Source organism: Burkholderia sp. E168m23 (assembly GCF_016586125.1).
GTDB lineage: Bacteria > Pseudomonadota > Gammaproteobacteria > Burkholderiales > Burkholderiaceae > Burkholderia > Burkholderia orbicola.
Genome location: NZ_BCPP01000686.1, coordinates 1 through 3,950 on the forward strand (window position 1 = coordinate 1; position 3,950 = coordinate 3,950).

Genomic DNA, 3,950 nt, shown 5'->3' on the forward strand with positions numbered 1-3,950 from the left:
CTGCGCGCGCTGTATGTCGCGCTCGCCGGGCTCGCGCTGCTCGCGGCGCCGCTGTCGCGCGGCTTTCCGTCGTCGCTCGGCACGCGGACGGCAGCCGCGCATACCGCGCGCGGCGACGCGCCGCCCACGCCGCGACCCTTCGTCGTGCTCGCCATCGGCGCGGTGCTGACGTTCTATCTCGCGATCGGCAGCGTGTGGACGTTCGCGAGCCGCGCGGCGGCCGAGGCCGGGCTCGACCCGCAGACGACCGGCAACGTGCTCGCGATCGCGAGCGTGATGGGCATCGCCGGCGCGGCGCTCGCGTCGTGCGCGGGCGGCCGGCTCGCGCGGCGCGCGATGCTGGCGGCCGGTTACGCGCTGCTCGCGGCATCGCTCGTCGCGCTCGCCGCGATGCGTGACACCGGCGGCTACGGCGCGGCGATCTTCGCGTTCAAGTTCGCGTGGACCTTCGTGCTGCCGTTCATCCTCGCGACAGTCGCGCAGATCGACACGTCGGGCCGCCTCGTCGCGACGCTCAATTTCGTGATCGGCGCGGGGCTCGCCGCCGGCCCGCTGCTGGCCGGCCTGATGCTCGACGCCGGCGGCTCGATGCGCGCGCTGTTCGTGGCCGCGACGGCCGTCGCGATCGTGTCGTTCGCCGCGCTGCGCCACATCGATCGCCGCGCGCGCTCTTCCGTTTCCTCCCAACCGTGACAGGTCACGCATCCATGAATCGCACTGCCTTCTTCACCGACGAACGCACTTTCTGGCATACCGGCGGCACGCACGCGCTGTTCTTCCCAGTCGGAGGCTGGGTCCAGCCGCCGTCGAGCGCGGGCTACGCGGAATCGCCCGATTCGAAACGCCGCTTCCTGTCGCTCGTGCAGGCGTCGGGCCTGGCCGCGCAACTCGACCTGCGTGGCGCCGAGCCCGCGACGACGGCCGACCTGCTGCGCATTCATCCGGCGCACTATCTCGATGCATTTCGCGCGCTGAGCGACGCGAACGGTGGCGACCTCGGCGATCTCGCGCCATTCGGCAAGGGCAGCTACGAGATCGCCGCGCTGTCGGCCGGTCTCGCGATCGTGGCGGTCGATGCGGTCGTCGGCGAGCGCGCGGCGAATGCGTTCTCGCTGTCGCGGCCGCCCGGCCATCACTGCCTGCGCGACCGCCCGATGGGCTTCTGCATGCTCGCGAACATCCCGGTCGCGATCGAGGCCGCGCGCGCGAAGCACGGCATCGAGCGCGTCGCGGTGATCGACTGGGACGTGCATCACGGCAACGGCACGCAGTCGATCTACTACGACGATCCCGATACGCTGACGATCTCGCTGCACCAGGATCGCTGCTTCCCGCCCGGCTACAGCGGCGCGGACGATCGCGGCGAAGGCGCGGGCATCAGCGCGAACCTGAACGTGCCGCTGCTCGCGGGCAGCGGCGACGACGCGTACCGGTATGCGTTCGAGCGAATCGTGCTGCCGGCGCTCGCGCGTTTCCGCCCCGAGCTGATCGTCATCGCGAGCGGCCTCGATGCGAGCGCGGTCGATCCGCTCGCGCGCATGCAGTTGCATACCGACAGCTACCGGTTCATGACGCGCGCGGTAAAGGAGGCCGCGCAGCGCCATTGCGGCGGGCGGCTCGTGATCGTTCACGAAGGCGGCTATTCGGAGGCGTACGTGCCGTTCTGCGGGCTCGCGATCGTCGAGGAACTGGCCGGCATCCGCACCGCGGTCACCGATCCGATGCTCGACCTGGCGATCGCGCAGCAGCCGGGCGCGCGGTTCGTTGCGTTCCAGCGCGCACTGCTCGACGAACTGGCCGCGTCGTTCGGGTTGTAACGCGCGGGAACGGACGTGACGGGGCCGGCCCGCGCCGGCCCTTGCGCGATCCGTGCGGATGGGGTTTCCTGTGTCTTTACCCCTGTTCCGGCACGAGGCCGCACTCTTCCGATGAAATCGTCCCCGCGCGACAACGACAACACCAAAACGCGCCGCCAGCCGTCGAAGCTGGTCCTGAACATCGCCGCCGTGACGGTCGGGCTCATCACGTTCGCGATCGGTGCGGCGTGGGTGATCTACAGCTGGGTCGTCGATCGCGAAGCGCAGTATTTCGCGATTCCGCTGGTGTTCTCGGTACCGGTGATCGTGGCCGTCGCGATCCGCAGCTTCTGGGAATAGGCGCACCGGGCACGACGAAGCGCCGCGGTCAGGCAACGCGCGGCGCTTCGTATCGTGTTTGCTTCAGCTGAAGCGGCGCGCTCCGCGATCCGCTTGCCAGCGAATCACAGGCCAGGCAGCGGACACGGATTCGGGGCTGCGCCCTGATATCCGCCGGCGACGGCACCCAGCGCGGCGCCGGCCGCCAACGTGCCGAGCGTTTTCAGCACGCCCTCGGTCGACAGCGGCTGGCCGTTGCCCGATATTGGGCGCCCCGAGTACGCGGTGCATGCCGACGACGATGCGACCGTCTTCACGGGTTTGGCGCTCCACGCGATATTGTCGGCAGGCGTATTGGCGAAGGCCGGCGCGGCCAGCATCAGCGCCAGAATGGAAATCGGGATACGGAAGGTGTGTTGCATCGGTGGCCCCTCGGTGTCGTCGTGCTGCTTGTATGAAAAGCGAGCACGATATTACACGCGGCCGATTGCTCGGACGAGGTCCGGATGTGTGGCGAGGAAGCCGGCATCAACAAAAAAAGCGCTGCGGTCAGCCGACCGGCAGCGCTTTTTCGCGAACGGCCCCTGACAGGGTACGTTCGACTTCTGGTGCGTGAGGCCGGACTCGAACCGGCACACCCTTGCGGGCGTCAGGACCTAAACCTGGTGCGTCTACCAATTTCGCCACTCACGCGCATTTCCGTCGCCTGATCGCGCGGGACGCAAGATGCGTGCTCCACGCGCCCGGGACTTCACGCCGGCCCGAAAACCGGCACGCCCGATCAGGCGAGCGCGAGATTCTACCCGATCCGTGCGGCGTTGTCTCGCCCCGCCGGCGCCCATCGTGCCGCGGTGCTAGAATGCCGCGCTCGACGTTTCGGCAGCGCGCCGCCGCGCGTCCCCCGAACCTGCCCCACCCGATCTCGCCCGTGAACTTCGACGACTACTGTCAGCAAAAGGCCGCCCCCGCCGGCTCGAGCGTCTACTACGCGCTGCGCCAGGCGCCGCTCGCCACGCAGCCGCGCCTGACCGCGCTGTTCGCGCTGCGCCGCGAACTCGAGGAAACCGTCAAGGAAACCAGCGATCCGACCGTCGGACACACGAAGCTCGCGTGGTGGCACAAGGAACTCGCCGCACTGGCCGACGGGCAGCCGTCGCACCCGGTCACGAAGGCGCTCGCGCAGCATCATCCGGCGATCGCCGCCGAAGCCGACGCACTGCGCACGCTCGTCAACGGTTACGGGATGGACCTCGAACAGGCGCGCTACCTCGACTTCGCGAACCTGCAGCGCTATATCGCGCAGGTCGGCGGCACCTTCGCGTCGCTGGTCGCGCGCGCCAGCTCGGCGAACCCGGCCGACCCGCAGCCGTGGGCAGCGGACGTCGGCCGCGCGCTGATGCTCGCGCAATTCGTGCAGGAGCTCGGCAACGACGCGCGCCACGGCCGCATCTATCTGCCGATCGACGAACTGCAGCGCTACAACGTGACCGCGGCCGATCTGCTGAACCGCCGCTACAGTCCGGCCTTCACCGAATTGCTGCAATTCCAGACGACCCGCGCGCGCGACGCGCTCGCGGCGGCCGATGCGGCGATTCCCGCCACCGAACGCCGCGCGCAGCGCACACTGCGGGCACAAATCGCGCTGGCCGGCGCGCTGCTCGACGAAATCGCGCGCGACGGCTACCAGGTGCTGCACCAGCGCATCGCGCTCACGCCGATCCGCAAGCTGTGGATCGCGTGGCGCGCCGCGCGTCGCCGCTGAGCGGCCCGCATCACGCCTTCAGCAGCGGCAGCGTGTCGAAACGCTGCTGCAGC

4 protein-coding genes, 1 tRNA gene and 1 pseudogene are annotated in these 3,950 nt (G+C 69.5%); 4 read left to right on the top strand and 2 right to left on the bottom strand.

Features of this window, described 5'->3' with window-relative positions; all coding sequences use genetic code 11:
• From JMF90_RS27470 to JMF90_RS27480, 3 genes and pseudogenes are all read left to right on the top strand, one after another.
• A pseudogene (locus tag JMF90_RS27470) lies at positions 1-693 on the top strand (MFS transporter); the annotation flags it as partial.
• 14 nt (positions 694-707) lie between these two features.
• Positions 708-1,817 (top strand): class II histone deacetylase, encoded by a 1,110-nt coding sequence (locus JMF90_RS27475; protein WP_077179218.1) that lies wholly within the window; start codon positions 708-710, stop codon positions 1,815-1,817.
• A 111-nt stretch (positions 1,818-1,928) separates the two neighbouring features.
• Positions 1,929-2,156, top strand: coding sequence for a hypothetical protein (locus JMF90_RS27480; RefSeq protein WP_011549603.1), 228 nt, complete (start codon positions 1,929-1,931; stop codon positions 2,154-2,156).
• A 104-nt stretch (positions 2,157-2,260) separates the two neighbouring features.
• Here JMF90_RS27480 and JMF90_RS27485 read toward each other — a convergent pair whose 3' ends face one another.
• The gene (locus tag JMF90_RS27485) at positions 2,261-2,557 is read right to left on the bottom strand and encodes a hypothetical protein (protein ID WP_011549602.1); all 297 of its coding nucleotides are present in this window, start codon (positions 2,555-2,557) and stop codon (positions 2,261-2,263) included.
• A gap of 184 nt (positions 2,558-2,741) precedes the next feature.
• Positions 2,742-2,828 (bottom strand) — tRNA-Leu (locus JMF90_RS27490).
• 235 nt (positions 2,829-3,063) lie between these two features.
• On the opposite strand from JMF90_RS27490, the gene hpnD reads away from it, so the two are divergent.
• On the top strand, positions 3,064-3,897 hold the full coding sequence (gene hpnD, locus JMF90_RS27495) for a presqualene diphosphate synthase HpnD (protein WP_027810329.1): 834 nt from the start codon (positions 3,064-3,066) through the stop codon (positions 3,895-3,897).
• Positions 3,898-3,950: the final 53 nt, after the last annotated feature.